Source organism: Streptomyces sp. GDS52 (assembly GCF_052246875.1).
Taxonomy (GTDB): domain Bacteria; phylum Actinomycetota; class Actinomycetes; order Streptomycetales; family Streptomycetaceae; genus Streptomyces; species Streptomyces cathayae.
Genome location: NZ_CM125966.1, coordinates 2227996 through 2253723 on the forward strand (window position 1 = coordinate 2227996; position 25728 = coordinate 2253723).

Here is a 25728-nt window from a genome sequence, read left to right on the forward strand (position 1 = left end):
GGGCAGCGAGGCAGCGAGGAAAAGGGTGAGGCCGATGATCTCCCGAGTGTGCACGGTGCCCGTCGGCGACATCGAGCTGACGGGCGACCTCGACGTGCCGGGGCCCGCACGGGCGGTCGTGCTGTTCGCGCACGGCAGCGGCAGCTCCCGGCACAGCCCGCGCAACCGCGCGGTCGCCGCCGAACTGCGTACCGCGGGGCTCGGCACCCTGCTGATCGACCTGCTCACCGAGGAGGAGGAGCGGCGCGACACGGTGACCGGCGAGCATCGCTTCGACATCGCCCTGCTGGCCCGCCGTCTGGTGGCCTCGATCGACTGGCTCGAGGTCCTGCCCGAGACCCTGGACCTTCCCGTCGCCCTGTTCGGCGCCAGCACCGGTGCGGGCGCGGCCCTGGTCGCCGCCGCCGAGCGGCCCGCCCGGGTGCTGACCGTGGTGTCGCGCGGTGGACGGCCGGATCTGGCGGGCGACGCCCTGGAGTCCGTACGGATGCCGGTCCTGCTGATCGTCGGCGGACGGGACGACCAGGTGATACGGCTCAACCAGGAGGCGGCCCGCAGGCTGGGCGGTCCGCACACCCTGCGGGTCGTACCGGGCGCCACCCACCTGTTCGAGGAGCCCGGCGCGCTGGAACAGGTCGCCGAGGCCGCCCGCCGGTGGTGCGACGAACGCCTGCGGTCCGCGGCCGGCTGAGCGGTTCCGGACAGCCGTTCACCTCGGCGCCGGGTTCGGTCGCCGACGTCGCGCAGGACGCGTGGGGCGTGCCTGATCACCCCCCTGAACGCGGTGCTCGCCGTCTTCGGCCTGGAGCCCGGCGAGTTCCTCAACTCGCCGGGCAGCTCACTGGCGTCCATCGCCTTCCTGGCACTGCAGCGCTCGTTCATCCGGGGGCTGACGTCGGTAGCGGTCGCGGGGGTCTTCAACTGCTGGTCTTCGAGGTCGGGTGAGTGTGCGTAACCATGTGTGAGTGAGTGTCGTTGTCAGAGCATGAATCTCACGGAATGGGCGAAGGCGCAGGGCGTGCATCCGCAGACCGCGTATCGCTGGTTCCGCGAGGGGACGCTGCCGGTACCGGCGGATGGGGGTCCCCCCGGACGGAGTCTGGGGGAGGGTCGGCCCGCGTACGATCCTCGTGAACGTGGGGGGCAACGCCGCGCCCGAGGCGGTCGGCGGGCTGGGCTTGTATGCCCGTGTCTCCTCCCATGACCAGAAGACCGACCTGGAACGGCAGGTCGCCCGGCTGTCCCGGTGGGCGGCGCAGGCCGGTCACCGGGTGGTGCGCGTGGAGGCGGAGATCGCATCCGGTATGAACGGTGCCCGTCCCAAAGCCAAGCGGCTGCTGGCCGATCCGGACGTGACCACTGTGGTGGTCGAGCACAAGGACCGGCTGGGCCGGATGAACACCGAACTTGTCGAAGCCGCCCTGTCCGCACATGGGCGCCGCCTCGTGGTCCTTGATGACGGCGAGGTCGAAGACGACCTGGTGCGCGACATGGTGGAGGTGCTGACCTCGTTCTGTGCTCGCCTGTACGGTCGCCGGTCGGCGAAGAACCGTGCCCGCAAGGCTTTGGAGGCCGCCGAGCATGGCTGACTCCACACTGCGCGCGATCGAGGCGCCGTTCGTTGCGCCGGGCCCGTCCGGGGTGGCGATCCGCACCAACATCAAAGGCATGTCCCAGCGGGACCGTGAGGTGTTGCCCCTGGTGGGCGCACATCTGGGTTCGCTGGCCTGTGCCGACCTCAGGGCACGTTGCCGGGCGGGTACCGATCACGACAGCGACCAGTGGGCGGAGCGCAAGCGGGCCCTGACCGAGGAGTCGTCCTCCCGCTGGGCCGGGATCATCACGAAGGCCACCCACGACCAGTGGGGCCTCTCGCGCCGTGCCCAGCTCGCCCACATCCAGAACCTTGAGGCCGGGGTGCGCACGATCGCGCACCGCCTGTCCCGGCCGGTCGGGGAGAAAGGCACGAAGCGAGCGCCGGGCGGCTACCGCACGAAGCAGGAGTGGTTCCAAAAGACCCGGCGCCTGCATGTGCTGGAAGACCGGCTGGAGCGCGAGCGGTCCGACCGTGGGGCCGGTGTCGTGCACGTGGTGCGGGGCGGGAAGCGACTGGCTCGCAGCCGGCACAATCTGGAAGCCGCCCAGCTCGCCGAGCACGAGTGGCGGCAACGCTGGGAGGCCGAACGCTGGTTCCTCCAGGCAGACGGGGAGTCGGGCAAGCGTTTGGGAAACGAGACCATCCGCGTGGGCTCCGACGGCGAGGTCAGCATCAAGCTCCCGGCTCCGATGGCGCACCTGGCCAACGCCCCGCGTGGCCGGTACGTGCTCGACGGCCGGATCGATTTCCGGCACCGCGGCGAGGAGTGGGCCGACCGCGTATCGGCGAACCGTGCTGTCGCCTACCGCATCCACCTGGACGTGGACCGGGGCCGCTGGTACCTCACCGCGTCGTGGACGATTCCCCCGGTCCAGACCGTTCCCCTGGCCGTAGCCAGGGCGAACGGGCTCATCGGTGTGGACACCAACGCCGACCACCTCGCCGCCTGGCGGCTGGACGAGCACGGCAACCCGATGGGTGAGCCCCGCCGATTCCTCTACGACCTCGACGGCACCGCCCAGCACCGGGACGCCCAGGTGCGGCACGCCCTCACCCGCCTCCTTCACTGGGCTCGACGCGAAGGCGTCTCCATCGCGGTCGAGGACCTGGACTTCGGCGCGGAGAAGACGCGAGAGAAGCACGGCCGCAAAAAGCGGTTCCGCAGGCTCATCAGCGGCATGCCCGTCGCCAGGCTGCGGGCACGGCTGGTGTCGATGGCGGCCGAACTCGGCATCGCCGTCGTCGTCGTCGACCCCGCCTACACCTCTCGCTGGGGAGCCGAGCACTGGCAGAAGCCCCTCACCTCGAAGAACCGCAGGACCACCCGTCACGACGCCGCCGGCGTCGCGATCGGGCGACGCGCTCTCGGGCACCGCGTCCGGCGACGGACGGCACCGCCCCCACACGACCAGAGCGATCGTGTGGGGCATCGGACCGCCCAGGCCGGACACGGCACCCGCGGGCGTGAGGAAACCCGCCCCCGCATCCCCGGACCACGGACACGATCCGTGTCGCCGGACGCGGCGCGAACGCGGGTGACCAGTGCATCCACAACCGTTCGGGATGCGCCAGTCGACCAGGTTTGGGTCCAAGACTCACTCCTGCTCACTGATTAGGAACGGTGGAGGTGATCTCGATGAGTTCGCCCTGCCGGATGCGGGCGTAGAACCACCGCGCGTCCTTGACGCTCAGGCCCAGCCAGCCGGTCTTCGCGCCGGGGACGCCCAGGGGCTTGGTGCCGCCGGCCAGGGCGCCCGCGTAGACGGGCGGCCGGTCGCCGGTCCGCAGTTCCACCACGTACGGGACCTCGGTGCCCCGGCGGTTCTCGGCGCTCGGGTCGCCCGGCAGCGTCACGGCCTTGTGCTTGGCGCGCACGGTCAGTAGGTGGCCGGGAGGCAGCGCGGTGACTGCGTACGAGTCGACACGCATGACGTGGCCGCCGATCGTGAGCGTGCGGCGGTCCAGGTCGAGGAAGCCGTCCGTGCCGGCGGCCGTCGGGGCACCGGAGGCCCGGGCGCCGGACGAGGCGGCCGGGAGGTGACGGTGGTGGCCGGGCTCCTCGGCGTGCACGGTGAGCCCGATCGTCGTCAGCACGCAGGCCGCCGTGGTCACCATGCCGAACCCGACCGTGGTCCGGCGACGGCGGGCACGGCGCCGTGCCCGGGTACGTACCTCGGCGGCCGGCACGGGCGGCGGCGCTTCGTGGTCCGCCGCCAATTCGCGCAACGCGGTGGCGAGTTCATCCGACACGGCCGCCCTCCCTCCAGGCCGGCTCCTCGGCCTCGTCCACCGCCAGCTCCTTGGCCAGTGCCGCCCGCCCCCGGAACAGCCGGGCCTTGACCGTCCCCACGGGCGCGCCGGTCTCGGAGGCTACCTGCTCGACCGTGAGGTCGCACAGATGGTGGAGGACGACGGCCATCCGCTGGGTTTCCGGCAGTCGGCGCAACGCGGTCACCAGCGCGGCGCGTTCGGGGCCGGGGCCGGGGGTCGACTCCGGCGGCGCGGAATGGCGCACCAGTTCCAGCCAGCGCTTAGCCCGTCGCCAGCGGCTGACCGCCAGACGCATGGCGACGGTACGGGTCCACGCCTCGGGTGCCCCGTCGGCCTGGAGCTTGTGGCGCCGGTCCCAGGCCCGCACGAACGCCTCCTGGACCACGTCCTGGGCCTCGCCCAGATCCCCGGTGAAGGCGAAGAGCTGCCCGGTCAGACGGGGGAACGCGGCCGCGTAGAAAGCGTCGAACTCGTCCTCGGTCATGCCCTCCGCCGGTGTCCTTGAATGTCCCTACGACCCGGCCGTACCTGTCATGTGCACAGATCCCGCAGATCCCGCACATGGAAGCACAGCCCTGAGGGAAGACGCCGAACACGGGTCCGAGGATCCATCGTCCGCCGTTCGGCCGACCGCACGCCGTCCCCGTCCGCTCTTCGCCGTCCACGGCGCCGCCGTACTCACCCCACCGAGATGCCGTCGGGTCACCGCCATGTCACGATCGAGGTGATTTATCACCTGATGATCATTCAAGGGTGCCGTTGCTCGTACCCAGTGCCCGGGGGTCCGGTGCGAGACGCCTGGAGGTAGTGATGCTGCTGAGTCTGCCGGAGCGGGAACGCCTGATGATCTACACGGCGGCCAAGCTCGCCCTGGAGCGCAGGGAACGCGGCCTGAGACTGAATCTCCCCGAGGCGACCGCGTTCATCGCCTCGTTCCTCCTCGAGGGCGCCCGCGACGGCCGCACCAAGGCCGATCTGCAGAACGCCGGCCGGGGTCTGCTGCGCCGGGAGGACGTGATGGAGGGCGTACCGGAGATGCTCACCCAGGTGCAGGTGGAGGCGACCTTTCCGGACGGCACGAAGCTGATCGCGGTGCAGGAGCCGATCCAGTGACCGGCCCTCGGCTCGGTCCCGGCTCGGGGGAGGAACTCGTACCCGCGTCCGGGAGGAGCGGGCATACGGGGATGATTCATTTTGACGCCGACTCGGGCGAGTTGGAGGGGTCGCCGGGGCAGATCGTCTATGCCGACGGACCCGTCACCATCAACGCGGGGCGGTCCGTGGTCACGGTGCGGGTGGACAACACCGCCGACCGGCCGGTCAGCGTCGGCTCGCACTACCACTTCGCCGAGGCGAACCCGGCCCTGCGGTTCGACCGGGACCTGGCCTGGGGCAGACATCTGAACATCCTGGCGGGCGCGATGGTGCGGTTCGCCCCGGGCGCCACCGTGGAGGTCGAACTCGTCCCGCTGGCCGGCCGACGCGTCGTCCTCGGCCTGCGCGGCCTGTGCGGAGGTGCTCTCGATGGCTGAGATCGACAGACGGCAGTACGTGGCCTCGCTCGGGCCGACCACGGGCGACCGCATCCGGCTGGCGGACACCAATCTGTTCATCGAGGTCGAGGAGGACCGCTGCGTCGGGGGCGACGAGGCGGTGTTCGGCGGCGGCAAGTCGGGCCGGGAGTCGCAGGGGCAGTCCCACGCCACCCGCGCCGAGGGAACACCGGACCTCGTGATCGGCGGCGTGGTGGTGCTGGACCACTGGGGCGTGGTCAAGGCCGACGTCGGCATCCGGGACGGCCGGATCGTCGCGCTCGGCAAGAGCGGCAACCCCGACATCATGGACGGTGTCCACCCCGACCTGGTGATCGGGCCGTCCACCGAGATGGTCAACGGCAGCGGGCTGATCATGACGGCGGGGACGGTGGACACCCACGTCCACTATGTCACCCCGGAGATTTCCGTGGTCGCGCTGGAGATGGGCACCACCACCCTGGTCGGCGGCGGCACCGGCGCCACCGACGGCTCGAAGGCGGCCCTGGCGACCCCCGGCGGCTGGTGGATGGAGCGCATGCTGGAGGCGTTCGACCCCTGGCCGGTCAACGTCCTGTTCCTGGGCCGCGGGACCACGGTGTCCGAGGAGGCGCTGTGGGAGCAGTTGCGCTCCGGGGTGGGCGGTTTCAAGGTCCACGAGGACTGGGGCGCCACCCCGGCCGTGATCGACACGGCGCTCCGGGTGGCGGACGCGGCCGGCGTCCAGGTCGCGATCCACAGCGACACCCTCAACGAGGCCGGCTTCGTGGAGGACCTGCTGCGCACCGTGAACGGCCGCAGCTTCCACGCCTTTCACACCGAGGGCGCCGGCGGCGGCCACGCCCCGGACATCATCCGGATCGCCGGTGAGCCCCATGTGCTGCCGTCCTCGACCACACCGACCCGCCCGTTCACCGTCAACACCGCCGACGAACAGCTCGACATCTGCCTGATCGCCCACCATCTGAACCCGAACGTCCCCGCGGAACTGGCGTTCGCCGAGAGCAGGGTGCGGGCCTCCACGATGGCCGCCGAGGACATTCTGCAGGACATCGGGGCCATCTCGGCGATGACCTCCGACGCCCTGGCGATGGGCCGGCTCGGCGAGGTGGCACGCCGTACCTGGCAGACCGCGCACGTGATGAAGGAGCTGCGCGGTCCGCTGCCCGGCGACAACCGGGCGGACAACCACCGTGCCCGCCGTTACATCGCCAAGTACACCATCGTCCCGGCGGTGATCCACGGGCTGGAACGCGAGGTCGGCTCCGTCGAACCGGGCAAACTCGCCGACCTGGTGCTGTGGGATCCGGCGCTGTTCGGGGTGCGCCCGGTGGCGGTGTACAAGGGAGGCATGCCGGCCATGGCGCTGGTCGGCGATCCGAACGCGGCGGTCCCCACGCCGCAGCCGGTGCTGCCGCGGCTGGGGTACAACGCGCACACCCGGGCCTCCGCGGCGACCAGCGTGGCGTTCGTCGCTCCGGCGGCCGTCGAGGACGGGCTGGCCGACCGGCTCCGCGTCGAGCGCCGGCTGGTCCCGGTGGAGAACATGCGCGGCCGGTCGAAGGCCGATCTGCCGGAGAACGACGCACTGCCGGACATCGAGGTCGACCCCGACACGTTCGCCGTACGCATCGACGGCCAGGAGGTCACCCACGAACCCGTGTCCCATCTGCCCATGTCCCAGCGTTACTTCCTCTTCTGACAGTCCGATGACACACCGGCAGACCCCTGACCCGGCCCCCGGACCGGCACCGGCACCGACCGCCGGTCTGTCCGCCCTGCTGGTGCTCGCCGACGGCCGGTTCCCCGCCGGCGGTCACGCCCACTCCGGCGGGCTGGAGGCCGCGGTCGCCGCCGGCCGGGTGCGCGACGCGGCCGACCTGGAGTCGTTCCTGCGGGGCCGCGTGGCCACCAGCGGCGCCACCGCCGCCGCGTTCGCCGCCGCCGCGTGCGGCCGGCCCGCCGATCCGTCCGGGGCGGCGCTGCGGGAGCTGGACGCCGAACTGGACGCCCGCACCCCCTCTCCCGCGCTGCGCGCCGCCTCGCGCAGACTGGGCCGCCAGCTCCTGCGCGCCGTCGGGGCGGTTCGCCCGCACCCGGAGCTGGACGTCCTCGCCGCCGCACTGCCCGAGGGCCCCCACCAGCCGGTCGGACTGGGGGTGGCCGCCCGGGTCCTCGGGCTCGGCCCGCACGCGGCGGCGACGGCGGCGCTGCACGAGGCGGCCTCGGGCCCCGCGACCGCGGCGGTGCGGCTGCTCGGGCTCGATCCGTTCGCCGCCCACGGCGTCCTCGTACGGCTCGGGCCACAGCTGGACGCACTGGCCCGCGACGCCGCCGCGTCCGCCTCCGCCGCTGCGGCGCGACTGGCCGCACTGGGAGCCCCGATGCTCGACATCTCCGCCCAAACCCACGCTGCCTGGGAGGTGCGTCTCTTTGCTTCCTGAACCCGCTGACCCGAGCCACCCGAACCCGACCCCCGTCCCCACCGCTTCCGATGCCACGCACCCGCGCCCCCATCCGCATCCGCATCCGCATCCGCATCCGTCGGAGGATTCGTCCCCGGTTCCCTCCGGTGGGCCGGCTCGCGAAGCCGGGCGGCCGCTGCTGATCGGGTTCGGTGGTCCGGTGGGGTCCGGCAAGACCGCGCTGGTGGCCGCGCTGTGCCGCTCGCTCGCCGGGGAACTGCAGGTGGCGGTGGTGACCAACGACATCTACACCACCGAGGACGCCGACTTCCTGCTCCGTAACGGCGTCCTGCCCGCTGAACGCGTCCGCGCGGTCGAGACGGGCTGCTGCCCGCACACCGCCATCCGCGACGACATCTCGGCCAACCTCGAAGCCGTCGAGGACCTCGAACGGAGTCTGCCCCCGCTGGACCTGGTCCTCATCGAGAGCGGCGGGGACAACCTCACCGCCACCTTCAGCCGAGGACTCGTCCATCACCAGATCTTCGTCATCGACGTCGCGGGCGGCGACAAGGTGCCCCGCAAGGGCGGTCCGGGTGTCACCTCCGCCGATCTGCTGGTCGTCAACAAGACGGATCTGGCCGGTCAGGTGGGCGCCGACCTGGCGGTGATGGCCCGCGACGCGAAGGAGCGGCGCGGCGACCGCCCCGTGTGCTTCCTGTCCCTGACCGAGGACCCCGCCGCCCGGGAGGTCACCGCGTGGGTGCGTACGCTGCTGGCTCCGGCCGGCGGCTGAGGAGCGGCGGTGCATTCCGCACGGGCCCGGCTGGCGACCGAACGCGACCCGCGGCGCGGCGGAGGGCCGCCGCGCACCCGCGTCCGGCTTCTCCACTCGGACTGGCCGCTGATGCTGCGGCGCACCCTGCTCGCGGAGCGCGCGGCGGTCATCGACTGGGCGGAACGCGAAGCCACCGCCACCGGCGTCCATCTCACGGCCGGCGGTGCGGGCCCCTGCGGCGGAGACCGGCTGGGGCTCGAGGTACGGGTCGGTGCCGGCAGCACGCTCGTCCTGGGCGAGGTCTCCGCCACCGTGCTGCTGCCCGGCCCGCACGGCGAGGAATCACGTCTCCACATCGACATCCGGGTCGAGGCCGGCGGAACGCTGGTCTGGCTCCCCGAACCGGTGATCGCCGCGCACGGCTGCCGCCACCGCACCCGGATCCACATCGCGCTGGCTCCTGGGGCGCGGCTGCTGCTGCGGGAGGAGGTGTTGTGCGGCCGGTACGGTGAACAGCCCGGCGCCTTCCGTCAGCGGCTGCGGGCCGTGGTCGGCGACCGACCGCTGTACGACCAGGAGCTCGCCGTCGGGCCGGACGCGCCCGGCTGGGCGGGCCCGGCCGTCACCGCCGGCCACCATGCCATCGGGTCCGTCCTCGTCGTGGACCCCGCCATGGACCTCCCCACAAGTCCCCCCGCAGGCCTCCGCTCCGGCGGTGGCGGGGCCGGTGAGGGCACGGTCATGCCGCTGGCCGGCCCCGGCCTCCTGGTCGGCTCGCTCGCCCCGGATTCGACGACACTGCGCCGACGGCTCGACGCCGCCCTGGACGACATCCTCACCGGCGTCCTCACCGGCCGACCGGCCGAAGGGCTGTCCCGTGGCCCCCGGCCGGTCTCCGCACCGGCTCGCGGCTGAGGAATCCCGCGGCGGGCCGCCGACGGCGTCGAGGCGTACGCCAGGACGTCCGGCTCGAAGGGGCTGCGTCTGCCGACCGTGCCTGCGGGACCACGGCGATCTGCCGGCGTCCCTGCCGGACCCGGAGCGGGCCGGGGCGCCGCCCTGAGCGGGCCCGCGCCCGAGCAGGCCGTAGCGGTCCACGGCTGACCACCACGGCTGCCCATCGAACCGGACACGGCCGGGCCCGTCCGGTCCGGCTCTCCGGCCGGCCCGGACGGCCCCCTCGGCCGGTGCCGCTTGTCCCGTTCACAGTCGGGCCCACGTGTTCCGGTCCCGTGCCACTGCGTGCAGGGCCTCCACGTCGGCCGGTTTCAGCACTCCCCCCAGGCGACCCAGGCTCTCCACGTCGCCGTCCGTCAGGACGCGCACCTCGCGCGGCGGGGCCGCCACCGTCACATGGGACGCGCCGACCAGCACCAGCACCGGACGGACCTCCGCGGTCAGGGCGTACGAGACCCGGTCGGCGTCGGCGCGGAGACGGCGCAGCAGGGAACGTGGCTCGCGGCGGCCGAGGGCCACCTGTGGGTCGGAGACCGTCACCCGCTGCCTGTGGGCGTACAGGGCGTGGACGGCGTACAGCCCGCCGGGGCCGATGAGCAGGTGGTGGACGCGGTCGCCGCCGGGGAGCGGCACCGAGTGCAGGGTGCGTACGCCCAGGCCGTCCATGCGGTCCAGGGCCTCCCCCACCGCCTGCTCCGCCGTGAGTGCCTGCCGCCGCGGGTCGGCGCGGAAGCGGCGGGCCGGGCCGGGGTCGCGGTCGAGGGCGATCAGCAGGGCCTCGCCCGGGCGGTTCGGCGCGAGATCGTCGTCGGGGTGCAGGGAGAGCCGGGCCAGTTCGACGGGGGTGGGGACGGGGGGCGGGCCGACCGAGACCGGGCCGGTGAGGAAGGGGCCGAGCGCTTCGAGCGCATCCGCCTCGTGCTCCTCGCCGAGCACGTTGACCCTGGCCGACTCGCGGTCGTACCAGGCGAGGTTCCTGCCGTCCGGGAGACAGACGTACAGCCGCTCCTGGCCGTGCCGCCAGGCCGGTATGACGCGCAGACCGTTCATGCACCATCACCCCGTCTTCCATGGGAACAGGCGGGTGCTCCCGGGGCAAGAACCCGGATACCTTTGAGAGGACCCGGATGGTGATGTCGGTGATGTCGGTGACGTGGGGAGGCACCGTTGCACACCCGTAGGAACCAGCCCGATGTACCGGCGCCGGACAGTCCGTGGAACGAGATCGCGCCCGGTCTGTGGATGGGCGGGCACGAGTTCAGGGGCCGGTCCGGGCAGCTGGAGCCCGCGGTGGTCCGACAGGAGTTCGATCTTGTGCAGACACTGCTGCGGCTGCCGGGGCACGGGCCCGGTCCCGGGGTCGAGCACCATGTGTGGCCCATCCCGGACGGGCCGCTCGACGGAACGCAGCTCCTGGGGGTCATGCGGCTCGCCGAGGCGGCGTGCGAGGCGCTGGACGACGACCGCAAGGTCCTGGTGCGCTGCCACCACGGGTACAACCGCTCCGGCCTGGTGGTCGCGCACGCGCTGATGCGCCGGGGCAGCTCCGCCGATGCGGCCATCCGGCTGATCCGGGTCCGCCGTTCGAGCTGGGCACTGCACAACGAGCTGTTCGCCGACTACCTGCGAGCGGGGCTGACGACGGCCCGGCTGCTGGAGGAACTCGCCGAGTGACAGCGCCGTCCCTGATGGCGCACCCAGGCAGGCGGGTGTGAAGGGCTGCTCCTAGTGTGGCGATCAGTCACCTTCGACTCTTTCGCCACCATATGGAGGTACTGCATGTCCTCGCACTCCTCACGTTCGGCGCGCTCGTCCCGCTCTCCTCTCATCCGCCGGCTACCCATATCCCTGGCCGTCGGCGCCCTCGCCCTCGCGACCGCCGTCGTCCCCGCCGTCGCGAGCGACGGAGGGGGCGACGGCGACCAAGCGAGTTGGAGCCAGCAGGGCGGCAACGGCCACACCAACGGGAACGGCAACGGCAACGGGAACGGAGGCAACCAGCAAGGCGGCGGAAACGGGTACGGCAACCAGCAAGGCGGCGGAAACGGGAACGGCTACGGCAACAACCAGCAGGGCGGCAACAACGGCAACGGCAACCAGCAAGGCGGCGGAAACAGCAACGGTGGCAACAACCAGCAAGGCGGTGGAAACCAGCAGGGCCACGGAAACGGAAATCAGCAGGGCGGTGGCAACGGCAACGGCCACGGCAACGGCAACGGCAACAACCAGCAGGGTGGCGGCAACAACAACCACGACGGGGGCAACCAGGCCGGCGGCAACCACGGCGACCAGGGCAAGTTCAAGGGCGTCGTCACAGCACCCTCGCTGGCCCTGCGCAGCTCGCCGGACCGCGGTTCACGCATCATCCGTTACGCCCACAAGGGCGAGATCGTCTCGATCTACTGCAAGGTCGGCGGGGACTCCGTGCAGGGCAATTCACTCTGGTACCTCCTCACCGACGGCACCTGGGCCTGGGGCCCCGCCCGCCACATCGACAACATCGGGCCCGCGCCACGCTGGTGCTGACGGGCACACCACGTAAGCCGTCTCATATGGGTAGGTTCCGCACATGAGCAAGGCCGGAATCTCCCTGGCGACGGCTGATCCGCCCACGCCCGCCGCTCCCCTCCCCCGGCGCCGTGGCATCGAGCTCGCCCTCATCGTCCTGGCCGTCCTGTTGTCGGTGTTCGGCTACTGCGCCGTCGGAATCGCCAGGAACGGCTCCGTCCCGCCCGGCGCCGCCGGTTACGGCGCCGGGCTCGGCGTGCTCGCCCTGCTCGCGCATCTCGCGGTGCGCTTCCGGGCCCCCTGGGCCGATCCGCTGCTGCTGCCCATCGCCGTCCTGCTCAACGGGCTCGGTCTGGTGCTGATCTACCGGCTCGATCTGGAGACACCCGGCGACCGGGCCGCCCCGACCCAACTGGTGTGGTCGACGCTGGGAGTGGCCCTGTTCATCACGGTCGTCCTGCTGCTGCGCGACCACCGGCTGCTCCAGCGCTTCACCCGTGCCTGTGCCGCCTCGGCGCTCGTCCTGCTCGCGGTGCCGATCCTCTTCCCGGCGGTGAACGGGGCCCGTATCTGGATCCGGGTCGCCGGGTTCTCCATCCAGCCGGGCGAGTTCGCGAAGGTGCTGCTCGCGGTGTTCTTCGCCGCGTACCTGGCGCAGAACCGGGCCGCGCTCACCTATGCCGGCCGCAGGGTCTGGCGGCTCCAGCTGCCCACCGGCCGGGTGCTCGGACCGATCGTCGCGGTGTGGCTGGTGAGCGTGGGTGTGCTGGTACTGGAGCGGGATCTCGGCACGTCGCTGCTGTTCTTCGGCCTGTTCGTCGTCCTGCTGTACGTCGCCACCGGCCGCACCGGCTGGCTCGCCGTCGGCCTGCTGCTGGCCTCGCTGGGCGCGGTGGCCGTGGGCCGGCTGGAACCGCACGTGCACAGCAGGATCGAGACCTGGCTGCATCCGTTCGCCTCGATCGAGGCGGGCGAGGGCCCGAACCAGCTCGCGCAGTCCCTGTTCGCCTTCGCGGAGGGCGGGCTGCTCGGTACCGGGCTGGGGCTCGGGAACTCCGTCCTCATCGGTTTCGCGGTCAAGTCCGACTTCATCCTGGCCACGGCGGGCGAGGAGCTGGGGCTGGCCGGACTCTGCGCGATCTTCCTGCTGTACGGGCTGCTGGTGGAGCGCGGCTACCGCACGGGGCTCGTGCTGCGCGACCCGTTCGGCCGGCTGCTCGCCGTGGGGCTCGCCGCGCTCGTGGCGCTCCAGGTGTTCGTCATCGCGGGCGGGGTGACCGGGCTGATCCCGCTGACCGGGATGGCGATGCCGTTCCTGGCGCAGGGCGGTTCGTCGGTGGTCACCAACTGGGCGATCGTGGCGTTGCTGGCCCGGCTGAGCGATTCGGCACGGCGCCAGGGGGACGGGTGCCTCCCGGGGGACGGAGGTGCCGGGTCGTGACGCGGTACATCCGGCACGCCGCCGTCTTCTGCGCGCTGCTGCTGCTCGCCCTGCTGCTGAACGCCCTGCGCGTGCAGGTGCTGCGGGCCGACGCCTACGAGGGCAACCCGGCCAACCGCCGTGACGCCATCGCCCGCTACGGCCAGCCGCGCGGCGACATCCTGGTCGACGGCCGCCCGGTCACCGGGTCGCGGGACACCGGGGAGCATCTGCGCTACGAACGGACCTACGGAGCCGGGCCGTTGTACGCGCCGGTGACCGGGTACGCCTCGCAGGAGTACGGGACGACCCTGCTGGAGGACACGGAGGACGGGCTGCTGTCCGGCACCGACCCGGTGCTCCAGCCGTTGCCGCTGTGGAACGACTTCACGCGCTCGCGCAACGCGGGCGGGAACGTCGTCACGACGATCGACCCGGCCGCGCAGCGGGCCGCGTACGAGGGGCTGCGCTCACGCAAGGGCGCGGTGGCCGCGGTGGAGCCGTCGACCGGACGGATCCTGGCGCTGGTGTCCGTCCCGTCGTACGACCCGGAGCTGCTGTCCGGGAACGGTACGGCGGCGCGCGGCGCCTGGGAGCGGCTGAACTCCGATCCGGGCCGGCCGATGCTGAACCGGGCGGTGCGGCAGACGTACCCGCCGGGGTCGACGTTCAAGGTGGTCACCGCGGCGGCGGCGCTGGACGCGGGCGCGGTCACCGACCTCGACGCGCCGACCGACTCCCCCGACCCGTACCTCCTGCCGGGGACGACGACACGGCTGACGAACGGGTCCCGGGGCTGTACGGACGCCTCGGTGCGGGAGGCGTTCACCTGGTCCTGCAACACCGTGTTCGCCAAGCTGGGCGTGGCCACGGGCCTGGCGGACCTGACAGCCACGGCCGAGGGCTTCGGCTTCAACGAGGACGGGCTGCGGATTCCGTTCCCGGTGGCGCGCAGCACCTTCGACACCACGATGGACCGGGCGCAGCTCGCGCTGTCGTCGATCGGGCAGTACAACACGCGGGCCACCCCGCTGCAGATGGCGATGGTCGCGGCGGCCGTCGTCAACAACGGGCAGGTGCGGGAGCCGTATCTGGTGGAGCGGACGACCCGGGCGGGCGGCGGCACGGTGTCGACGGCCGGCTCGCGTCCGACGCGGCGCGCCATGTTCCCGTCGACGGCGCTGCGGTTGCGGGAGCTGATGCGGGGGGTGGTGGAGGGGGGCACCGGCACGAACGCCGCCATCCGGGGGGCCGTGGTCGGCGGCAAGACCGGCACCGCCCAGCACGGCATCGGCAACTCCGGTACGCCGTACGCCTGGTTCGTGTCCTGGGCACAGGCCGACGGAGAGGCGGAGGCGAAGGTCGCGGTGGCGGTGGTGGTGGAGGACGCGGCGGCGAACCGCCGGGAGATCAGCGGCGGCGGAACAGCGGCGCCGATCGCCCGGGCGGTGATGGAGGCGGTGCTCAACTCGTAGGAACAGAAGCCTACTTGCTGAGACGTGGACTACCGGAGCATTCCGTTCCCGGCTTACCGTCCGGTTCATGACCGAAGCCGAGAGCACCCACGAACTCGCCCAGGTGAACATCTCCCGCCTCAAGGCCCCTGTGGACTCACCACGGTTGAAGGACTTCGTCGACCACCTCGACCCGGTGAACGCGGACGCCGAGGCCGCCGACGGCTTCGTCTGGCGTCTGAAGAGCGAGGAGGGCAACGCGACGGACATACCGGTCTTCGACGACGCGTGGCTGATCATCAACATGTCGGTGTGGCGGAACACCGACGCCCTGACCGCGTTCATGTACCAGGGACGGCATCGGGAGATGCTGGGCCGGCGGCGGGAGTGGTTCGAGCAGGTGCGGGAGGCGATGACGGCCCTGTGGTGGGTCCCGAAGGGGCACCGCCCCACGGTCGCGGAGGCCGAGGCACGGCTGCTGCACCTGCGCGCCCACGGCCCGACCCCCTACGCGTTCACCCTCCGGACGTCGTTCCCGGACGGCTCGGCCTAGCGGCGGCGGTCGACGGCGGTGAGGTCGATGTCGACGGGGAAGGGGACGGTGAGCTTGAGGCGGTTGTGGAAGATGCCCATGGGCACGTACGCCTTGGTCGCGGCGTCCAGCTCGTAGACGTAGACCACGGGGAGCCCGTCGCTCTCCTCGACGCGCCAGAAGTGTGCGATACCCGCGGCCGCGTACTTGCGGGGCTTGGCCTCACGGTCCCGCTCCACCGAGTCCTTGGAGACGACCTCGATAGCGATCACCACGTCCTCCGGCCGGTACCAGGTCTGACTCGGGCCGGTGTCGGCGCCTGCCCGGAACACCAAGACATCGGGCTCCGGCCGATTGCGCTGGTTGAGCTTGACGGTCATCTCACGGATGACGTCAAGCTCGTCCGGCACCTGAGCCAGCAGGGCGTTGTCCAGCAGGCGAATGACACGGGAGTGGAAATTGGTCTGCGGACTCACGAAGACAAGGCTCCCGTCGATCAGCTCCGTGTGCGGAGGCAGGTTGGGAAGCTCGTCGAGGTCGTCCGCAGTCCAGCCGCCCTCGGGCGGACGCGGCCACTGGTAGTCGTCGTCCAGTTCGGAGTCGCGTACGGCGCTCATGATTACTCCCATGCGCTGGAGTCTGACCGGCACAGTCAGCCTACCCAGGGGGAACGCCGATTTGCCGCTCCATGAGGTGATCCGGAGGGCGCGCCATTGACGCCCGCGAGAAGGGAGCCTCTGTCGACAAGCCGATCCCAGGGGATTGACGGGCCTGCTGACAAGCAGTCTCATAAGGGAGGTGAACCGCCGGTGACCCGATACACCCGCGAGGTGGAGCCGCCATGACACCCCAGAACCGGACCCTGACGGAAGCCGACGCGCTCGACGGGCCGCGCGACGCGCTCGGCCTGCTCAAGGACCGGGAACAGGTGGCCCAGCGACTGCTCGACGCCTCCGCCCGGCACTCCTTCGACCCGGACGCGGAGCTGGACTGGGACGCCCCGTTCGAGGAGGGCAAGTGGTTCTGGCCGCCGGAGCTGGTCTCCCTGTACGGCACCCCGCTGTGGAAGCGGATGGGCGAGGAGCAGCGCATCGCGCTCTCCCGGCACGAGGCCGCGGCGCTCGCCTCGCTCGGCATCTGGTTCGAGCTGATCCTGATGCAGCTGCTGGTGCGGCACGTCTACGACAAGGCCGCCACGAGCGCGCATGTGCGGTACGCGCTCACCGAGATCGAGGACGAGTGCCGGCACTCCAGGATGTTCGCCCGGGTGATCACGCGTGGCGGCACCCCGTGGTACCCGGTGAGCCGGTCCCACCAGCAGCTGGGGCGGCTGTTCAAGACGGTCTCCACCACGCCCGGCTCCTTCACGGCGACCCTGCTCGGCGAGGAGGTGCTGGACTGGATGCAGCGGCTGACCTTCCCGGACGAGCGCGTCCAGCCGCTGATCCGGGGCGTCACCCGCATCCACGTCGCCGAGGAGGCCCGGCACGTCCGCTACGCCCGTGAGGAGCTGCGGCGCCAGATGGTGACCGCGCCGAAGTGGTCGCGGGAGTTCACCCGGATCACCTCCGGCGAGTTCGCCCGCGTCTTCTCGGTGGCGTTCGTGAACCCCGAGGTGTACCCGAACGTGGGGCTGGACAGGCGCGAGGCCGTCGCCCAGGTCAGGGCGAGCGGGCACCGGCGGGACGTGATGCGGCAGGGGTCGAGCCGGCTGACGGAGTTCCTGGACGACATCGGCGTGCTGCGCGGGGTCGGGCGGAGGCTGTGGAAGTCGTCCGGACTGCTGGCCTAGGCGGCCGCCGGAAGCGGTTGGTTACGCTGCGGGGCATGACCCCGCAGGCTCCCACCCCCGCCTACCGGCGCCTCGGCGTCGAGGAGCGGCGCAGTCAGCTGATCGACGCCGCGCTGTCCCTCTTCGCCCACCGCGCGCCCGACGAGGTGTCGCCGGAGGACGTGGCGGAGGCGGCCGGGGTGTCGCGCCCCCTGGTGTACCGGTACTTCCCGGGCGGCAAGCAGCAGTTGTACGAGGCGGCGCTCAGGTCCGCCGCCGACGAGCTGCGGCACTGCTTCGACGAGCCGCGCGAGGGTCCGCCGCTGCCCCGGCTGTCCAGGGCCCTCGACCGCTATCTCGCCTTCGTCGACGGGCACGGCCCCGGGTTCAGCGCGCTGCTGCAGGGCGGGAGCGTCGTGGAGACCTCCCGTACGACCGCCGTCGTCGACGGTGTGCGCCGGGCCGCCGCCGAGCACATCCTCGGCCATCTCGAAGTCACCGAGCCGGGGCCCCGGCTGCGGATGACCATCCGGATGTGGATCACCGCCGTGGAGGCGGCCTCGCTGATCTGGCTCGACGAGGACCGGCTCCCGCCGGCCGACGAGCTGCGGGACTGGCTGGTGGAGCAGTTCCTGGCCGCCCTGGAGGTGACCGCGCGGCGGGACGCCCAGACCGAGGCACTCGTCCGGACCCTGCTGACGGACGCCTGACGGACGCCTGACCCACTGCCGCCGCCGGCGGACGGCCCGCGTGGGGCATGGCCGACACTGGAGGCGTGAAGAGTCAGGACACCCCCTTCGAGGGCGGACCCATGGACGGGCGCGTCCTGCCCGTGCTGCTGGGCATCACCGGGCACCCGCCCAAGACGTACCGCATTCCCGTCCCGGCCCCGGACGGCGGCCCGGCCACCGTGCTGGTCTACCGGCGGGTGCCCCGGGAGCGGGGCGGGCGGATCGGGCTGACGCGGGGGTGGAGGTACCTGTACGACCCGAGCGGGGCAGTGGGCGGCCGGCCGCGGTGGCCGTGGTCGGGGCGCGTCCGCGAGCCCGCCGCCGGTCCGGACGCCACGCCGGGTGGCAAACCGGACGACGCCGTCGGGTGACGTCGTTGCGCCGAACCGCGCACACCCGGCGAGCGGGCCCGGCCGGGCCGCCGGATGCTCACGGTGCGGAGCGGAGGAACCGCCCGCGTCGGAGGTGATGGCATGTCAGTAATGCTTCTGCGTCTGGTGTGTACGGCGGCGGTCACGGCCGGGACCGTTCTCGCGCCGGTGCCCGCGACGGCCGCTCCGAAGCCGCCGGAGAGGGCCGCGGTACGGCCCCCCGGGGCCTCCGGGAGCGACGACGGCGCCCCCGGACCGCCCGCGGGCACCGCGGCCGCACCCCGCGAGCGGTCCGTCGCCGAGTTGTTGACGGACCTTCAGCGGCTGTACCGCGCGGTGGGGAGAGCCACCGAGGCCTACGAGGCCACCGAGGAGCGGCTGACGGAGCAGCGCGCCGAGACCCGGCGGCTGGAGAGCGCCCTCGCCCGCGCCCGGCTCTCCCTGCACGACAGCCGGGGCGCGGCCGGACGGCTGGCCCGGCACCAGTACCAGAACAGCACCGGGGTCTCCCCGTACGTACGGCTGCTGCTGGCACGCGATCCGCAGCACGCGCTCGACCAGGGGCATGTGATCGGGCGGCTGGCGCGCAACCGGGCGGACACGGTGGGCCGGCTGGCCGGCGGTGAGAAGCGGGCCGACGTGCTCGCCCGGCGGGCCCGCAGGGCACTCGACGTCCGGCTCGCCCTCACCGAACGGCGCAGGAAGGAGCGGGACGCGGTGCGTGAGCGGCTCGGCGAGGTCGAGGAACTGCTCGCCTCGCTCAGCCCCGGGGAACTGGCCGCCCTCGCCGCGCGGGAACGGGCCGAAGTGGCCCGGGACCAGGCGGAGTTCCTGGCCTCCGGCGCCCTGGGCGCACCCGGTGCCTCCGGTGCCCCCGGCGGCGGGCGCACCCCCTCCGCGGCGGGCGGCCGGGCCGTGCGGTACGCGGTGGAGCAGATCGGCAAGCCGTACGAGTGGGGCGCGGAGGACTCCGGGGCGTACGACGGTGCGGGGCTGACGTCCGAGGCGTGGGGTGCCGCCGGAACGCCCGTCCCCCGGACCAGCCGGGAGCAGTGGGCCCGGCTGGAGCGGGTCGCGCTGGACGAGCTGCGGCCGGGCGACCTCGTCGTGTACTTCCCCGAGGCCACGCATGTCGCCCTCTACCTGGGTGACGGCATGGTGGTGCAGGCACCCCGGCCCGGCGCACGGGTCAAGGTCTCCCCGATCGCGGCCAACCCGGTCCTGGGCGCCGTACGCCCCGACCCGGCCGGGGAGCCCCTGCGGCACCATGTGCCGCCGGAGCTCCCCGAGGGGGCGACCGAGGGACCCGACCAGGGCTACGCGCGCGCCTACGCGCCGCCCGCCGCTCCCGAGACCTCCGCCAGGTAGGCCCCGGCCTTCTCCGGGTCGTAGAAGAAGTTCTCGAGGTCGGCCGGGTCGTCGAAGCAGTTGACGAACCGGTCGGCGACGGGCTGGAGGCTGCCCGCGGCGCCGAGCACCTCGAGGACGTGCGCGGGCGGCGGGGCCAGCATGGCGTTGGTCCACTTGGTGACGTGCTGGGCGGTGGCCCAGTAGCGGTCGAAGGTCTGCCGCATCCACGCCTCGTCGAACGGCTGCTCACCGTGCTCGACGATCGAGGCGAGGTAGGAGGCGGCGCACTTGGAGGCCGAGTTGGAGCCCTGGCCGGTGATCGGGTCGTTGGCCACGACCACGTCGGCGACGCCGAGGACCAGGCCGCCGCCGGGCAGCCGGCCGACGGGGTTGCGGACGGTCGGGGCGTAGCGGCCGGCGAGGGTGCCGCCGGCGTCGGTCAGTTCGACCTTGCTGGTCCGCGCGTGCTCCCAGGGGAGGAACTTCTCCATGAGTTCCAGGGTCAGGGAGAGGTGCTCCGCCGGGTCCTTGACGTCCTTGAAGGCGTCCAGCGGGCCGCCGGGTATGCCCTCCCAGAACAGGATGTCGGCACGGCCCGACGTGGTGAGCGTCGGCATGATGAACATCTCGCCGACGCCGGGGACGATGTTGCAGCGGACCGCCTCGGTGTCCGGGTGCTCCGGACGCGGGTCCATCCCGTGGACGTAGGCCACCGCGAGCGCCCGCTGCGGCTCGGCGTACGGGGAGCGCGAGGCGTCCCGGCCGAACATCTGCACGAGCTCGCCCTTGCCCGCGGCGACGAGCACGAGGTCGTACGTACGGGAGAAGTAGTCCAGGTCGCCGACGGCCGCGCCGTGGATGACCAGCTGGCCGCCACGCTGTGCGAACGTGTCCATCCAGCCCGCCATCTTCACCCGCTGGTCGACCGACTGCGCGAACCCGTCGAGCAGGCCCAGCCAGTTGATCGCGCGTTGCGTCGGGCCCGGGTCGTGCGAGCCGGGGGCCGCGACCGAGACACCGAGCCCCTGGATCTTCGGGGCCTGGGACTCCCAGAAGTTCAGCTGGAGATCGCGCTCGTGCTGCAGGGCCGTGTGGAACATGCACTGCGTCGACATCACCCGTCCGGTGCGGATCTCGTCCGCGGTCCGGTTGGACATCAGGGTGACCTCGTACCCGTGCGACTGAAGGCCGAGGGCGAGCTGGAGACCGGACTGACCGGCTCCGACGACGAGTATTTTCCGCATACGGGGGTTCTCCTAGGGGACGAGGACTTCCGGGCTACTCCGGGGTTTCCTCGAGCGCGTGACCCACCAGGGACAGGAGGGTCTCGATGACCGAGATCCGGTGCCGGGCGTCCATGATCATGACAGGTATGCGGTCCGGGATGGTGAGCGCCTCCCGCACGTCGTCCGGCTCGAACCGCTCGGTCTCGTCGAAGTGGTTGACCGCGACGACGTACGGCAGTCCGCAGCTCTCGAAGTAGTCGAGCGCCGGGAAGCAGTCCTTGAGCCGGCGGGTGTCGGCCATGACGACCGCGCCGATCGCGCCGCGCACCAGGTCGTCCCACATGAACCAGAACCGCTGCTGCCCCGGCGTGCCGAAGACGTAGAGCACCAGGTCGTCGTCGAGCGTGATGCGGCCGAAGTCCATGGCCACGGTGGTGGTCAGCTTGTCCGGCGTGGCGGTGAGGTCGTCGGTCTCGACGCTCGCCTCGGTCATCAGCGCCTCGGTCTCCAGAGGCTTGATCTCCGAGACGGTGGAGACCAACGTGGTCTTGCCGACTCCGAAGCCGCCGGCCACCACTATCTTCGTGGCGATCGGGGCGCGGGTACGGTCCGTCTGCCAGGGCTGCAACTGCTCGTCGTCCTCGACGAGCGGGGAGACGCCTTGAACTGCGTCAGAGACGGCGGAGTCCACTCAGCACCCTTTCCAGCAGTACGCGGTCCGGGCGGCCCGTGCCGTGGCCGGTTCCCGTTCCGTAGACACGGATCCTTCCCTGGTCCGCGAGGTCGCTCAGGAGCACCCGGACCACGCCGAGCGGCATCTTCAGCAGCGCGGCGATCTCGGCCACCGTGCGCATCCGGCGGCACAGTTCGACGATGGCCCGCATCTCCGGCATGATCGTCGACTTGAGCGAGCCCTTCGTCAGCTCCTTGCGCTGCCCGGCGGCCTCCAGTTCGGCGGTGGCCGCCACGAACGTCTCGACGAGGAGCACATGGCCGAAGCGGGTACGGCCGCCGGTGAGCGAATAGGGGCGGACCCGGGCGGGTTTGCGGTCCCCGCCGCGGATCGGGAGGTTCTTCCTGGTTTTACCGCTCAACGGGGGCTCCCGGTGGACTCGTTCTCCAGGGTCTTGTTCTCCAGGGTCTTGCGCAGTTCGCTGCGGAGCTCGGGGGTCAGGACATGGCCGGCCCGGCCCACGAACAGAGCCATGTGGTACGCGACCACGCTCATGTCGCACTCCGCGGAACCGTGCACACCGAGCAGCGAGCCGTCGCTGATCGACATCACGAACAGACTGCCCTCGTCCATCGCCACCATGGTGTGCTTGACCTGGCCGTAGTCCATCAGCTTGGCGGCGCCGACGGTCAGGCTGCCGATGCCGGAGACGACGGTGGCCAGATCGGCGGCGGAGCCGCGCGGGCCGGCACGTTTCCCGGTCCGCACCTCGAGCGCCCCGGCGGCGGCCTCGCTCTGGTGCGTCCGGGCGTGCGCGAGGTCGGGGTCGGAGGAGAGCAGCAGCAGCCCGTCGGAGGAGACCACGGCGACCGAGAGGATGCCGGGCACCTCCTCGACGAGGTTGGTCAGCAGCCAGTGCAGGTTGCGGGCCTCACTGCTCAGTCCGAAGGTACTGGGCGCGGTCAACTGCTTGCCTCCTCGACGGTGCCCCCCGTGACTTCTTCGGACGGTGCGGCCGCGGGGGACGGCGGTCGGTGCGGTCCCGTCTCCTCGGCGATCTCCACTTCGACGTCCCGGCGTCCGGCCTCCGCCCCCTGGCGGAAGCCGCCGAGGCGGCGCCGCAGGGCGTCGGCGTCCACCGAGCCGGTGCGCTGCCTGGGGGGCTCGGTGCGCGCGGCGATCTTCGGTGTGCGTTTGGGCAGGCCCTTGGCGGTGACCGGGTCCTCCTCCGCCTCCGGGCCGTCGGGCACGCGCGCGTGCTCGGCCTCGGGGGCGGGCGCGGGTGCGGGCACCGACCGGGCCGGCGGTGTGGCCGAAGCCGCGGGCCCGGTGTCCGGCTGGGCACCCGGGGCCTTCGTGTCCGCCGCCGCGGTCGCGTCGGGCGCGGGCGAGGGGATCAGCAGTTCCATGGTGGTCTCGGCGGGCCGCTGATGCGTCCCGTCCGCGGCCTCGGGAGCACCGGCGCCGGCGCCGTCGCCGGCTTCGGCTTCGGCTTCGGCTTCGGCTTCGGCTTCGGCTTCGGCTTCGGCTTCGGCTTCGGCTTCGGCGGGAGGCTCGGCGACGGCCTCGGCAGGGGCCTTCTCCGCGGGCTCCTTCGGCGCGTCGCCCGCGGGCTCCGGCGCGGCAGGGGCCTTCGTCTCGGCGGGGGCCTCGGCGGCCGGCGCCTCCGCGGCGGGCTGCTGCTGCTCCACCGCCTGTTCCGCCAGGGCGACCAGCGGATCCTCGTTCTCCGTGCCCTCTGCGCCCTCTGCGCCCTCCGTGCGGCCGTGCAGGACGTTGGCGTTGGCCTCGGCGTCCGCGCCCGGCAGGGAGACACGCTGCTCACCGGCCGTGCCGGAGGCGGGCACGGCGGTGGGCGGGGCGGGCTTGGCGGCCAGCAGGGTCGTGGGAAGGACCACGACCGCGGCGACGCCGCCCTGCTTCTGCTCCCGCAGCCGCACCCGCGCCCCGTGCCGCTGGGCGAGCCGGGCCACGACGTACAGGCCGAGCCCGAGGCCGTCCTCGCCCTCGTGCTCGTAGGGCGCCTCCGGGTCGAATCCGGCCAGACGGGTGTTGAGCCGCTCCAGCCGGTCCTTGGTCATGCCGATGCCCTCGTCCTGCACGGAGAGCATGACCTCGCCGCTCTCCAGCAGCCAGCCGGAGACCTCGACGGGCAGGTCGGGCGGGCAGAACGAGGTGGCGTTCTCCAGGAGTTCGGCCAGCAGATGGCTGAGGTCGTCGGCGGCGAAACCGGCGATGTGGGCGTGCGGCGGCAGCGAGGCGATCCTGACCCGCTCGTACCGCTCGATCTCGCTGACCGCGGCCCGTACGACGTCGACGAGCGGCACCGGTCCCGCCGCGTGCTGGACGTGTTCGGTGCCGGCGAGGACGAGGAGGTTCTCGCTGTGCCGGCGCATCACCGTGGCGAAGTGGTCGAGCTTGAACAGGGTGGCCAGGCGGTCCGGGTCGTCCTCGCGCTCCTCCAGGCCCTCGATGACGCCGAGTTGCCGTTCGACCAGGCCGAGGGTGCGCAGCGCCAGGTTGACGAAGGTGCCGCCGATGCTGGTGCGCAGCTGCTCCAGACGGGCGGCGGACTCGGTGAGTTCGGTGCGCAGCTCCTCGCGGGCGTCGGCCATCCGCTGCCGCTGCGCGACGAGGTGCTTGCGGTCGGCCTCGAGGGTGGCGATCCGCGTGGTGAGCTGCGCGGCGTGCGCGTGCAGGGTGTTGACGGAGCGGACGACCTGGGCGAACTCGTCGTTGCGTCCGGTGAAGGTGACCGGCTCTTCGGCGCTCGGGTCCTCGGCCCCGGCGAGGCGGGCCGAACCGCGGCGCAGCACGGACAGCGGGCGGGTGAGGGTGCGGGCCATGGCGGTGGCGACGCCGACCGCGAGCAGCATGAGAGCGCCGAGGACGGCGATGTGGATCTCCAGCGCGGTGACGTCGTCGTCACGCAGCTGGGCCAGGTCCTTGGTGCGCTTCTCGAAGAGGGCGGACTCCACCCCGCGCATCGTCTCGACGCGGGCGGTGAGCGCGGCCTCCAGCTTCTTGACGTCGGTGGCGAGTTCCTCGTCCGAGAGGGACGGCTGGTCGGTGAGGCTCGCGAGGTACTTCTCGGCGGAGTCGACCTCGGGTCCGGTCACCGTGGAGTCGTAGGACGCGCGGGCCGCCTTGGGCGCCGTGTCACGGAAGTCGGCGAGGGCGGCGTCGGAGCGCAGGCGGGCCTGGAGGGCGGCGGCGGTCAGCTCGTCGCGCAGCTCGGCGTCGGCCTCCGAGGAGGCGGTGGAGGTGGCGGGCAGGCCGGTGATCGGGTCGATGACGGTCTGGGTGGTGCTCGGCACGTTGAGTGCGGCGAGCAGCAGCCCGCGGGTGGCGGCCGCCTGCTGGACGGCGGAGTCCAGTTCGGCGAGCGCGTAGGCTCCGGCGCCCGCGCGGGGCGGGGTCCGCTCCGCGAGCTGCTCGGCGAGCCGGTGCAGCTGGGTGACGGCGGTGGAGTACGCCTGGTGCGCCTCGAGCGCGCTGCTCTTGCCGGTGAGCGCCGCCCTGCGCACGGCCGCGATGGCGTCGAGGCCGTCGCGCATGGCCTGCGGGATGCCGGTGTCGGCGCGCAGCTCCTCGACCTGCCGGTCGACGCGGGCACTGTCCTGTTCGGCGGGCGCCTTGGACTTGGGACGGCCGGCCGCGATGTAGGACGTGACCTCGTCCCGTTCGTCGGCAAGGGAGTGCGCGAGTGTCAGGGAGTCCCGGGTCCGCTCGGCGTGGGTCACCAGGTTCTGGGAGTCGTTCAGTTGCCCGGAGGCCGCCAGCACGGACGGTGTTCCGGCGCCCGCGATCGTGGCGGCCACCACCGCGACGGCCACGATGAGCCGGTTGCGCACATGGGTGGGGCGGCCCTTGCCTACGGTGGGCTTCTGGTCGGCGTCCCCCGTGGGGGCCGTCTGCTTGCCTGTGCGACGAGGCCGCGTCTTCTGCACCGGTGCTCGCATTCCTGACTCGTGTACCCGTGGGTCGGGGTGACGTTCCGTCAACGGACGTCCACGCCCTGCTCGTGACAGGCACCTGCGTCCTGCCCGGACCGTCGACCGCGCTGGGCCCGTGAGACGCCCCCAGCGCCTCCCGACCCTCCCAGCGCCTCTGGACGCTGGATACGCATCACCTGACCCGCCACTCGAAGGA

At 72.4% G+C, this 25728-nt stretch carries 26 protein-coding genes and 1 pseudogene; 18 read left to right on the forward strand and 9 right to left on the reverse strand.

Annotated features, from left to right (window positions below):
- Positions 1-34 precede the first annotated feature (34 nt).
- The 3 genes and pseudogenes from ACTWJ9_RS09920 to ACTWJ9_RS09930 all read left to right on the forward strand — a co-directional run bounded on the left by ACTWJ9_RS09920 (position 35) and on the right by ACTWJ9_RS09930 (position 3213).
- A complete protein-coding gene (locus tag ACTWJ9_RS09920; protein ID WP_443295586.1) occupies positions 35-691 on the forward strand; it encodes a dienelactone hydrolase family protein in 657 nt (218 codons plus the stop codon).
- A gap of 294 nt (positions 692-985) precedes the next feature.
- A pseudogene (locus tag ACTWJ9_RS09925) lies at positions 986-1589 on the forward strand (IS607 family transposase).
- Positions 1582-3213, forward strand: a complete 1632-nt coding sequence (locus ACTWJ9_RS09930) for an IS200/IS605 family accessory protein TnpB-related protein (protein WP_443295587.1) — start codon at positions 1582-1584, stop codon at positions 3211-3213. The pseudogene ACTWJ9_RS09925 and the gene ACTWJ9_RS09930 overlap by 8 nt, the downstream one beginning before the upstream one ends.
- On the opposite strand, the gene ACTWJ9_RS09935 is transcribed toward ACTWJ9_RS09930, so the two are convergent.
- Both ACTWJ9_RS09935 and ACTWJ9_RS09940 read right to left on the reverse strand, forming a co-directional pair.
- Complete coding sequence (locus ACTWJ9_RS09935; protein WP_443295588.1) at positions 3203-3847, reverse strand: hypothetical protein; 645 nt, start codon at positions 3845-3847, stop codon at positions 3203-3205. The genes ACTWJ9_RS09930 and ACTWJ9_RS09935 overlap by 11 nt on opposite strands.
- Positions 3837-4352: a SigE family RNA polymerase sigma factor gene (locus tag ACTWJ9_RS09940; RefSeq protein WP_384200979.1), complete on the reverse strand. Its 516-nt coding sequence runs from the start codon at positions 4350-4352 to the stop codon at positions 3837-3839. Before ACTWJ9_RS09940 ends, ACTWJ9_RS09935 begins: the two co-directional genes overlap by 11 nt.
- A gap of 326 nt (positions 4353-4678) precedes the next feature.
- Here ACTWJ9_RS09940 and ACTWJ9_RS09945 point away from each other — a divergent pair, with 326 nt between their 5' ends.
- The 6 genes from ACTWJ9_RS09945 (at position 4679) to ACTWJ9_RS09970 (ending at position 9498) form a co-directional block, all read left to right on the forward strand.
- Positions 4679-4981: an urease subunit gamma gene (locus tag ACTWJ9_RS09945; protein WP_279333875.1), complete on the forward strand. Its 303-nt coding sequence runs from the start codon at positions 4679-4681 to the stop codon at positions 4979-4981.
- Positions 4982-5052: 71 nt separating this feature from the next.
- Positions 5053-5400, forward strand: a complete 348-nt coding sequence (locus ACTWJ9_RS09950) for an urease subunit beta (protein ID WP_279333876.1) — start codon at positions 5053-5055, stop codon at positions 5398-5400.
- The gene (locus ACTWJ9_RS09955; RefSeq protein WP_279333877.1) at positions 5393-7102 is read left to right on the forward strand and encodes an urease subunit alpha; all 1710 of its coding nucleotides are present in this window, start codon (positions 5393-5395) and stop codon (positions 7100-7102) included. The genes ACTWJ9_RS09950 and ACTWJ9_RS09955 overlap by 8 nt, the downstream gene beginning before the upstream one ends.
- A gap of 7 nt (positions 7103-7109) precedes the next feature.
- Positions 7110-7844, forward strand: coding sequence for an urease accessory protein UreF (locus ACTWJ9_RS09960; RefSeq protein ID WP_443295589.1), 735 nt, complete (start codon positions 7110-7112; stop codon positions 7842-7844).
- A gap of 157 nt (positions 7845-8001) precedes the next feature.
- Positions 8002-8601, forward strand: coding sequence for an urease accessory protein UreG (gene ureG, locus ACTWJ9_RS09965; protein ID WP_387036941.1), 600 nt, complete (start codon positions 8002-8004; stop codon positions 8599-8601).
- Between the two features lie 9 nt (positions 8602-8610).
- A complete protein-coding gene (locus ACTWJ9_RS09970) occupies positions 8611-9498 on the forward strand; it encodes an urease accessory protein UreD (RefSeq protein WP_279333879.1) in 888 nt (295 codons plus the stop codon).
- Between the two features lie 288 nt (positions 9499-9786).
- On the opposite strand, the gene ACTWJ9_RS09975 is transcribed toward ACTWJ9_RS09970, so the two are convergent.
- Complete coding sequence (locus tag ACTWJ9_RS09975; RefSeq protein ID WP_279333880.1) at positions 9787-10590, reverse strand: nuclease-related domain-containing protein; 804 nt, start codon at positions 10588-10590, stop codon at positions 9787-9789.
- A 117-nt stretch (positions 10591-10707) separates the two neighbouring features.
- Between ACTWJ9_RS09975 and ACTWJ9_RS09980 the strand changes: the two genes are divergently transcribed.
- The 5 genes from ACTWJ9_RS09980 (at position 10708) to ACTWJ9_RS10000 (ending at position 15475) form a co-directional block, all read left to right on the forward strand.
- Positions 10708-11214 carry a protein-tyrosine phosphatase family protein gene (locus ACTWJ9_RS09980; protein ID WP_443295590.1) on the forward strand — a complete coding sequence of 169 codons (507 nt, stop codon included), beginning with the start codon at positions 10708-10710 and terminating at the stop codon, positions 11212-11214.
- A gap of 105 nt (positions 11215-11319) precedes the next feature.
- Complete coding sequence (locus ACTWJ9_RS09985; protein WP_443295591.1) at positions 11320-12066, forward strand: SH3 domain-containing protein; 747 nt, start codon at positions 11320-11322, stop codon at positions 12064-12066.
- Between the two features lie 43 nt (positions 12067-12109).
- On the forward strand, positions 12110-13489 hold the full coding sequence (locus tag ACTWJ9_RS09990) for an FtsW/RodA/SpoVE family cell cycle protein (RefSeq protein ID WP_443295592.1): 1380 nt from the start codon (positions 12110-12112) through the stop codon (positions 13487-13489).
- Entirely contained in the window at positions 13486-14943 is a 1458-nt protein-coding gene (locus tag ACTWJ9_RS09995) for a penicillin-binding transpeptidase domain-containing protein (RefSeq protein ID WP_279333884.1), read from the forward strand. Before ACTWJ9_RS09990 ends, ACTWJ9_RS09995 begins: the two co-directional genes overlap by 4 nt.
- Positions 14944-15010: 67 nt before the next feature.
- Positions 15011-15475 (forward strand): DUF3291 domain-containing protein, encoded by a 465-nt coding sequence (locus ACTWJ9_RS10000; protein ID WP_443295593.1) that lies wholly within the window; start codon positions 15011-15013, stop codon positions 15473-15475.
- Here ACTWJ9_RS10000 and ACTWJ9_RS10005 read toward each other — a convergent pair.
- Positions 15472-16083 carry a Uma2 family endonuclease gene (locus tag ACTWJ9_RS10005; protein ID WP_387036928.1) on the reverse strand — a complete coding sequence of 204 codons (612 nt, stop codon included), beginning with the start codon at positions 16081-16083 and terminating at the stop codon, positions 15472-15474. The genes ACTWJ9_RS10000 and ACTWJ9_RS10005 overlap by 4 nt on opposite strands.
- A gap of 212 nt (positions 16084-16295) precedes the next feature.
- On the opposite strand from ACTWJ9_RS10005, the gene ACTWJ9_RS10010 reads away from it, so the two are divergent.
- From ACTWJ9_RS10010 to ACTWJ9_RS10025, 4 genes are all read left to right on the forward strand, one after another.
- Entirely contained in the window at positions 16296-17246 is a 951-nt protein-coding gene (locus ACTWJ9_RS10010; protein WP_443295594.1) for an AurF N-oxygenase family protein, read from the forward strand.
- 35 nt (positions 17247-17281) lie between these two features.
- Entirely contained in the window at positions 17282-17935 is a 654-nt protein-coding gene (locus tag ACTWJ9_RS10015; protein ID WP_279333887.1) for a TetR/AcrR family transcriptional regulator, read from the forward strand.
- Positions 17936-18000: 65 nt separating this feature from the next.
- On the forward strand, positions 18001-18327 hold the full coding sequence (locus ACTWJ9_RS10020) for a hypothetical protein (protein ID WP_279333888.1): 327 nt from the start codon (positions 18001-18003) through the stop codon (positions 18325-18327).
- Between the two features lie 102 nt (positions 18328-18429).
- Positions 18430-19695 carry an NlpC/P60 family protein gene (locus tag ACTWJ9_RS10025; protein ID WP_443295595.1) on the forward strand — a complete coding sequence of 422 codons (1266 nt, stop codon included), beginning with the start codon at positions 18430-18432 and terminating at the stop codon, positions 19693-19695.
- On the opposite strand, the gene ACTWJ9_RS10030 is transcribed toward ACTWJ9_RS10025, so the two are convergent.
- The 5 genes from ACTWJ9_RS10030 to ACTWJ9_RS10050 are packed head-to-tail and all read right to left on the reverse strand — an operon-like array spanning position 19656 to position 25538.
- Entirely contained in the window at positions 19656-20921 is a 1266-nt protein-coding gene (locus ACTWJ9_RS10030) for a styrene monooxygenase/indole monooxygenase family protein (protein WP_279333890.1), read from the reverse strand. The two genes, ACTWJ9_RS10025 and ACTWJ9_RS10030, sit on opposite strands and share 40 nt — an antisense overlap.
- 34 nt (positions 20922-20955) lie before the next feature.
- Positions 20956-21594 carry a GTP-binding protein gene (locus ACTWJ9_RS10035; protein ID WP_279333891.1) on the reverse strand — a complete coding sequence of 213 codons (639 nt, stop codon included), beginning with the start codon at positions 21592-21594 and terminating at the stop codon, positions 20956-20958.
- The gene (locus ACTWJ9_RS10040; protein WP_279333892.1) at positions 21575-21997 is read right to left on the reverse strand and encodes a DUF742 domain-containing protein; all 423 of its coding nucleotides are present in this window, start codon (positions 21995-21997) and stop codon (positions 21575-21577) included. Before ACTWJ9_RS10040 ends, ACTWJ9_RS10035 begins: the two co-directional genes overlap by 20 nt.
- Positions 21994-22542 carry a roadblock/LC7 domain-containing protein gene (locus ACTWJ9_RS10045; protein WP_443295596.1) on the reverse strand — a complete coding sequence of 183 codons (549 nt, stop codon included), beginning with the start codon at positions 22540-22542 and terminating at the stop codon, positions 21994-21996. Before ACTWJ9_RS10045 ends, ACTWJ9_RS10040 begins: the two co-directional genes overlap by 4 nt.
- A complete protein-coding gene (locus ACTWJ9_RS10050; protein ID WP_443295597.1) occupies positions 22539-25538 on the reverse strand; it encodes a nitrate- and nitrite sensing domain-containing protein in 3000 nt (999 codons plus the stop codon). The genes ACTWJ9_RS10045 and ACTWJ9_RS10050 overlap by 4 nt, the downstream gene beginning before the upstream one ends.
- Positions 25539-25728 lie beyond the last annotated feature (190 nt).

Coding starts and splice junctions, on each gene's coding strand:
- ACTWJ9_RS09920 (WP_443295586.1), top strand. CDS start 35: ATGATCTCCCGAGTGTGCACGGTGCCCGTCGGCGACATCGAGCTGACG.
- ACTWJ9_RS09930 (WP_443295587.1), top strand. CDS start 1,582: ATGGCTGACTCCACACTGCGCGCGATCGAGGCGCCGTTCGTTGCGCCG.
- ACTWJ9_RS09940 (WP_384200979.1), bottom strand. CDS start 4,352: ATGACCGAGGACGAGTTCGACGCTTTCTACGCGGCCGCGTTCCCCCGT.
- ACTWJ9_RS09945 (WP_279333875.1), top strand. CDS start 4,679: ATGCTGCTGAGTCTGCCGGAGCGGGAACGCCTGATGATCTACACGGCG.
- ACTWJ9_RS09950 (WP_279333876.1), top strand. CDS start 5,053: ATGATTCATTTTGACGCCGACTCGGGCGAGTTGGAGGGGTCGCCGGGG.
- ACTWJ9_RS09955 (WP_279333877.1), top strand. CDS start 5,393: ATGGCTGAGATCGACAGACGGCAGTACGTGGCCTCGCTCGGGCCGACC.
- ACTWJ9_RS09960 (WP_443295589.1), top strand. CDS start 7,110: ATGACACACCGGCAGACCCCTGACCCGGCCCCCGGACCGGCACCGGCA.
- ACTWJ9_RS09975 (WP_279333880.1), bottom strand. CDS start 10,590: ATGAACGGTCTGCGCGTCATACCGGCCTGGCGGCACGGCCAGGAGCGG.
- ACTWJ9_RS09985 (WP_443295591.1), top strand. CDS start 11,320: ATGTCCTCGCACTCCTCACGTTCGGCGCGCTCGTCCCGCTCTCCTCTC.
- ACTWJ9_RS09990 (WP_443295592.1), top strand. CDS start 12,110: ATGAGCAAGGCCGGAATCTCCCTGGCGACGGCTGATCCGCCCACGCCC.
- ACTWJ9_RS10000 (WP_443295593.1), top strand. CDS start 15,011: ATGACCGAAGCCGAGAGCACCCACGAACTCGCCCAGGTGAACATCTCC.
- ACTWJ9_RS10005 (WP_387036928.1), bottom strand. CDS start 16,083: ATGGGAGTAATCATGAGCGCCGTACGCGACTCCGAACTGGACGACGAC.
- ACTWJ9_RS10010 (WP_443295594.1), top strand. CDS start 16,296: ATGACACCCCAGAACCGGACCCTGACGGAAGCCGACGCGCTCGACGGG.
- ACTWJ9_RS10015 (WP_279333887.1), top strand. CDS start 17,282: ATGACCCCGCAGGCTCCCACCCCCGCCTACCGGCGCCTCGGCGTCGAG.
- ACTWJ9_RS10025 (WP_443295595.1), top strand. CDS start 18,430: ATGTCAGTAATGCTTCTGCGTCTGGTGTGTACGGCGGCGGTCACGGCC.
- ACTWJ9_RS10030 (WP_279333890.1), bottom strand. CDS start 20,921: ATGCGGAAAATACTCGTCGTCGGAGCCGGTCAGTCCGGTCTCCAGCTC.
- ACTWJ9_RS10050 (WP_443295597.1), bottom strand. CDS start 25,538: ATGCGAGCACCGGTGCAGAAGACGCGGCCTCGTCGCACAGGCAAGCAG.